Here is a 4,120-nt window from a genome sequence, read left to right as displayed (position 1 = left end):
TGATTTTCTTTCATTATCTAAAAAATATTTTATTGCTTCTAGTTGAATTTTATGAATACACTCTTCACAACAATACTTTCCTTTTGAATTTCTTATATTTACCACTTCCTTCATATACTCGAAGTACATTTTTACATAAAAAACAAATAATCTCATAAAACAGCATATACCTCTTCCTCCCCATGGTTATATGCAATATTCGAGTTATGTGAGAAGGTCTTCGTTTTTTCACAGTACATCTTCTTATTCCAATCCAACAAAAGGTTTACCTCCATTTTTATCGAATTTTATATGTATCTTTAATAAATTGGGGTGAAACATATTGTTCAGAAACATTGAATTAGTTGTAGATGCCAAGGCAGGTTTAGGTGAAGGTCCTTGCTGGAATGAGAAGAAACAAATACTATATTGGGTTGATATTATAGAGAAGAAATTATGCCTTTACAATCATGCTAGTAATATGAACCGAGTGATTATTCTCGACCAACAAATCGGTTGTGTCGTTCCATATTTAGATGATGTAGTACTTTTAGCTATGGAAAAAGGATTTTATTCTCTTAATCTAAATACAGAAGAGCTTACACATATTTATGATCCTGAACCACATTTAATAGAAAATCGTTTTAACGATGGGAAATGCGATCCAGCTGGCCGCTTTTGGGCGGGCACTACTGACTTATATGGTATAAATGGCGCCGGTTCCTTGTATTCTTTAAATAATAATCTCAACGTAGAGAAAAAAGTGTCCCATGTAAATACATCAAACGGCATAGCATGGTCGCCTGACAATACATACCTTTATTTTATTGATACACCTACTAAAAAAATAGCCCGTTTTCATTATGACATACATACTGGTGTAATTAGCAATCCAACAGATGTTATCACCTTCCCTGAAAATGAAGGTCTACCCGATGGTATGACAATTGATGTAGAAGGTTGTTTATGGATTGCACATTGGGGAGGCTCGAAGATTACTAGATGGAATCCCTTGACTGGAGAACAGATTTTAAGTATTCCGATTCCTGCGTTGTATGTAACGTCGTGTACATTTGGAGGGCCTAATTTAACTGATTTATATATCACAACCGCCAGAACAAGAATGACGGATGCGGAACTAAAACAGTACCCACATGCCGGTGGTCTATTTCGAATTCAAACAAATATTAAAGGTTGTCCAACCTATTCATTTCGCCATGAAACTATTGGAGCTGAAACACTATGAACAGAATCGATTACATAAGACGAGAAGAGAAAAAGTATCACGATCTTTGCTATGAACAATATAAATTATTCGAAGCGGGATCTTGGCTTTATAAACCTGTTAAAACAGTTATGGACATGCTGATCTATTTTAGAGGACAGAAAGACCTACAAATACTTGACCTTGGCTCTGGTGTTGGTAGAAACAGTATTCCGATTGCACAAAAAATCATGAATACTGGCAGCACTGTTACTTGTGTTGATCTACTTGATTCGGCTTTAACGAAGCTACAAGTTTACAGCAAAGAACATGGTGTATTTGAATACATAAAAACGGAACAAGCAGCAATTGAAGACTACTATATTGCACCTAATACTTATGACTACATCGTTGCAGTATCAAGTTTAGAACATGTCAGATCAATAGACGATTTTAAAAAAGTGCTTCACTCTATGAAAAATGGGACAAAGAGTGGTGGTATCAACTTTTTAATAGTTAACTCTAACATTCAAGAAATTGACTTGGAAACGAATCAAGAATTAGATGCTTTAATTGAAATTAACCTTTTCACGGAAGAAATGATACGTACACTAAAAGACGTTTATTCTGAATGGCAAGAAGTAAAAGTTGAAATAAAGAGTTTATCGTATGATATTGTACGTAACGGAAAAAACATTACATTAAAAACGAATGCGATTACTTATGTCGTTCAAAAATTATAGTATATGCAAGTGGGGACAATCTTTATTTTATCCAGTCACCACTCGCATATTTATGTAAAGCTTATTCCATTTTAATTACAATTTTCCCTCTCGTATGCTGACTTTCACTTAAAATATGAGCTTCTCTAACTCCTTCTTCATTAAACGGAACAATTTTACTAATGATTGGTTTAATTTTTTCAGCTTGGATCAAACTAGTTAATTCGTCTAATTGCTTCCCGCTTGGTTTCAACCATAAAAACCCTGATTTTATGCCCTTTACTTCATGAAGTGGTTCATGAACGATAGAAACTAGAACACCACCAGATTTAATAATTTGAAAACTTTTTTCTTGTACTTCTCCACCGATTGTATCTAACACAATATCATAATCTGATAGTAGCTCTTCAAATTTATCTTTTTTATAATCAATAACAAGGTCAGCTCCTAAACACTTTAAAAACTCTTCATTTTTACTACTTGCAGTTGTTGCGACAAAGGCCCCAAATGATTTTGCGATTTGAATTGCAAAACTCCCTACTCCGCCCCCTCCAGCATGAATTAATACTCGGTCATTTTCTTTTATTTGTGCATAATCAACAAGACTTTGCCAAGCTGTAAGCCCTGCAAGAGGTATAGATGCTGCTTCTTCAAAATTAAGATTATTAGGCATTTGCGCTACTAAATCTGATTTCACTGTAATGTATTCAGAATAAGAACCTTTCCCTATATTTTCGGGTTTCGTAAACACTTTATCTCCTATTTTAAAATGATTCACATCTTCTCCAACTTCTTCAACTACTCCAGCAACATCTAATCCTAATGTAATTGGAAATGAAAATCGCAACTTTTCTTGTAAGTCTCCCTTTCTTATTTTCCAATCAACAGGATTGACAGATGTTGCGTGTATGCGTATTAATACTTCATTACATTTAACAATCGGTTTTGGAACTTGTCTTTCTTGTAGTTCTTCAACACTACCGTATTGATTAATAACAATTGCTTTCATTTCCTCTCCTCCTTGCTGTTTATTTTAATAACAAACAATTATTTTTCAAAATATTTCGTCTTGATTGAAAATAAATATATTTGGAGGTGCTATGTATGTTACTCTACTAACTAAGAATCCAGAGTACAAAAAACATTTATCTTACTTTCATACAATCCAATTTACGGTTAAGAAAAACGCAGAGTTAATTTGGTAATGAACTTTAATTGAAACGGAGAGTGTACTATGAGTGAACAAGTTTTCAAAGTAAACGGTATTGATATATGTACAGAAAGCTTTGGTAACCCAAATAACCCAGCAATATTATTAATTATGGGAGCTACGTGTTCAATGGTTTATTGGGATGAAGAATTTTGTGAAAGGTTGGCTAGCACAGGAAGGTTTGTCATTCGCTATGATAACCGTGATGTTGGACGCTCTGTTACATATGAGCCTGGGACTTCCAATTACACTGTAGCAGACCTCGCTGAAGATGCAATCGGGGTACTCGATGCGTATCATATTGAAAAGGCACACCTTTTTGGCATGTCATTAGGAGGTATGATTGCTCAAATTGCTGCAGTAAAACACCCAGAAAGAATTTTGTCCTTAACATTACTAGCAACAAGCGTTATTGGATCTGATAACAATACTCGTGATTTGCCTCCAATGGATGAAAGAATTTTGACACATCATGCTAATGGTGCGAATTTGGATTGGACAAATAAAGATGTTATAGCGAAATATTTAGTTACAGGATCACGTCTACTCTGTGGATCAAAGCGTATATTTGATGAAGCAAGAACTTTGAAACAAGTAAAGCAAGAAATAGAACGTGCCAACAATTTATTAAGCATGTTTAACCATGCCCTCCTTACAGGTGATGATTCTTATGAAGGTATACTTAAGTCATTACTAGTACCTACTTTAGTAATTCATGGTACGGACGATGCAGCTCTTCCGCTTGAACATGGACTCGCACTTATTGATGAAATTCCGAACTCAAAGCTATTACCCCTTGAAGGTGCAGGACACGAGAATCATCCCGATGACTGGGATAAAATTATTAAAGCAGTTTCAGAACATATATCCCATATAAGGTAAGAACAACTATTAGAAGGGACACACATTGTTTTGCCCCTTCTATTTATCCTGCTATTTGCCGGGCAGTAAAACTCCCACCTCAAAATTCAGCTGAAGCAAAGAAATTAGGTGGGAGATAAACTG

At 34.9% G+C, this 4,120-nt stretch carries 4 protein-coding genes and 1 pseudogene; 3 read left to right on the top strand and 2 right to left on the bottom strand.

Features of this window, described 5'->3' with window-relative positions:
- Positions 1–166: pseudogene (locus tag KI356_RS25870) on the bottom strand (DUF2197 domain-containing protein); the annotation flags it as partial.
- A 156-nt stretch (positions 167–322) separates the two neighbouring features.
- Between KI356_RS25870 and KI356_RS25865 the strand changes: the two are divergent.
- Both KI356_RS25865 and KI356_RS25860 read left to right on the top strand, forming a co-directional pair.
- Positions 323–1,225 carry an SMP-30/gluconolactonase/LRE family protein gene (locus KI356_RS25865; protein ID WP_212936874.1) on the top strand — a complete coding sequence of 301 codons (903 nt, stop codon included), beginning with the start codon at positions 323–325 and terminating at the stop codon, positions 1,223–1,225.
- Positions 1,222–1,926, top strand: a complete 705-nt coding sequence (locus KI356_RS25860; RefSeq protein WP_212936873.1) for a class I SAM-dependent methyltransferase — start codon at positions 1,222–1,224, stop codon at positions 1,924–1,926. Before KI356_RS25865 ends, KI356_RS25860 begins: the two co-directional genes overlap by 4 nt.
- A 61-nt stretch (positions 1,927–1,987) precedes the next feature.
- Here KI356_RS25860 and KI356_RS25855 read toward each other — a convergent pair whose 3' ends face one another.
- Positions 1,988–2,914, bottom strand: coding sequence for an NADP-dependent oxidoreductase (locus KI356_RS25855; RefSeq protein WP_212936872.1), 927 nt, complete (start codon positions 2,912–2,914; stop codon positions 1,988–1,990).
- Positions 2,915–3,139: 225 nt separating this feature from the next.
- Between KI356_RS25855 and mleBCA the strand changes: the two genes are divergently transcribed.
- Positions 3,140–3,997 carry a BCA family alpha/beta fold macrolide esterase gene (gene mleBCA, locus KI356_RS25850; protein WP_212936871.1) on the top strand — a complete coding sequence of 286 codons (858 nt, stop codon included), beginning with the start codon at positions 3,140–3,142 and terminating at the stop codon, positions 3,995–3,997.
- Positions 3,998–4,120: the final 123 nt, after the last annotated feature.

It is taken from the genome of Bacillus hominis (assembly GCF_018332515.1).
GTDB classification, from domain to species: domain Bacteria; phylum Bacillota; class Bacilli; order Bacillales; family Bacillaceae_G; genus Bacillus_A; species Bacillus_A hominis.
Note: the sequence above shows the minus strand (reverse complement) of the source record. Positions and strands in the feature narration are given on the sequence as shown.

Bases quoted from the DNA above. Each gene is read 5' to 3' on its own strand.
- KI356_RS25860 (WP_212936873.1), top strand. From the start codon at position 1,222: ATGAACAGAATCGATTACATAAGACGAGAAGAGAAAAAGTATCACGAT.
- KI356_RS25855 (WP_212936872.1), bottom strand. From the start codon at position 2,914: ATGAAAGCAATTGTTATTAATCAATACGGTAGTGTTGAAGAACTACAA.
- mleBCA (WP_212936871.1), top strand. From the start codon at position 3,140: ATGAGTGAACAAGTTTTCAAAGTAAACGGTATTGATATATGTACAGAA.